1 protein-coding gene is annotated in these 1,551 nt (G+C 35.1%); it reads left to right on the top strand.

Features of this window, described 5'->3' with window-relative positions:
• Positions 1 to 83: 83 nt before the first annotated feature.
• The coding region (locus tag J7J33_04075; GenBank protein MCD6168467.1) for a hypothetical protein at positions 84 to 1,551 on the top strand (1,468 nt) is incomplete at its 3' end.

The raw sequence follows: 1,551 nt of genomic DNA, 5'->3' as shown, positions 1-1,551 counted from the left end.
CCTTTACCGACCTTCCTGATTACACGCCAGATTTAGACTTTGTCCTTGTTACCCCAACAGTGGACGAGGTGAGGAATCTTGCCTTGGATGAAAAAAGATGGAATGAAATTGTTTCAAAAATAAAGGAAAGACTTGCTGAGGCAAAGATTTTAGCTATGATTGACTGGGCTGGAACTACAAACACACCTTTAGGAGTTTTTTCTCAAGAGTTAAGCAAAGAGGAGCAAAGGAAATTTTTATTAATTGCCGATGAATTCTTCTCAAAGAAAGGAATAATCTTTGTCTATCCAGTGCATGGTGGATTTATGGGTCAAGATGCAAAGGTTCTATCTTTTGGAAAGCTGAAAACCTATGATTCTTTAGCCCCTGAATTTGAGACCTATGAAACGATAAAAGAGTTAGCACAAAAGAAAACCACTTATGGTAACTTCAAGAAAAGATTATTGAGCACTAAGGTAGCTTGCTGGTATCAAAGTATTACTGATTATAAAGCCTTTAACAGAAGACTAGATGATGTTATCACTCATCTAAAAGAGACAAATACGGATTTTATTTTCAGAGCATTCTGGAAGTATAAAGTTATTCCCGAAACTTGTCACGAACTACCTCTAAATCAGAGAAAGAAATGTGAAAAAGCAGGGTATAGTTATGAGAATTTTGAAAAATCGGTAAATAAAATCAAAGAGGAAATTCCTTCCATTATAGTCTCTGCTGGAATCCCTACAGAAAGAGTTGATGTTAATGAATATAATCCGATAACGGACAAGAAATATACAAAAAGTAAACTCTGGGAAATGGCTTTAGATCCAGCAAAGTGGAATATAAAAAACCCAGAAACAGGGAAATTAATAACCAAAGAGGAGTTTCAATTCAACAGAGGAAAATTACTTGGCTTTTTCCCTTCTGATTGGACTTCTCCCTCTGATTACAACTGGAGAGAAGCTTATGCTTATTATCCAGATATAACAAATCCAGAATTTCAAGAGTTGCAGCTTTCATGGGCAAAGAAAATGATAGATTCTGGAGCAGATGCTATTTGGATTGACATGCTCTTTGCCCAGGCAAGAATGTTTTATGAATTAACGAAAAATCCTTACCATCCAGCAGTTAAAGAAGCTTATGAAGCTTCTTTAAAGCAAATAGATGAAATTCACAAATACGCAAGGGAGAAAGGAAAATATGTTTATGTTGGAGGATGGACGAATTTCCTTGAGATAAAAGATAGCAAGGGTAATCCAGCATATCCTATGCCGGATTTTGATTTCATTGTAAATATGATTTGGGAGGAAGAGGTTAAAAACAAAAAATTGTCTGAGGAAAGGTGGGATACCTTTTTTGCTAAGATTAAAAAATATCTGGGCAATGATACTCTTATTTTGATTTTTATGGATGAAGCAGCAGTTAGATGGCAGGATCAACCTTTAGGAATATTTTCCCAATATTTGAATAAGACTGAACAAGCAAAATTCTTGGAGATGGCAGATAGTTTCTTCTTACGAAAAAGAGAAGAATTTAAACTTCCAATAACTTTTGTTTATCCTTTGCATGGAG

It is taken from the genome of Caldisericia bacterium, assembly GCA_021158845.1.
In the GTDB taxonomy this organism is placed as follows: domain Bacteria; phylum Caldisericota; class Caldisericia; order B22-G15; family B22-G15; genus B22-G15.
This window is presented reverse-complemented; position numbering and strand designations above follow the sequence as displayed.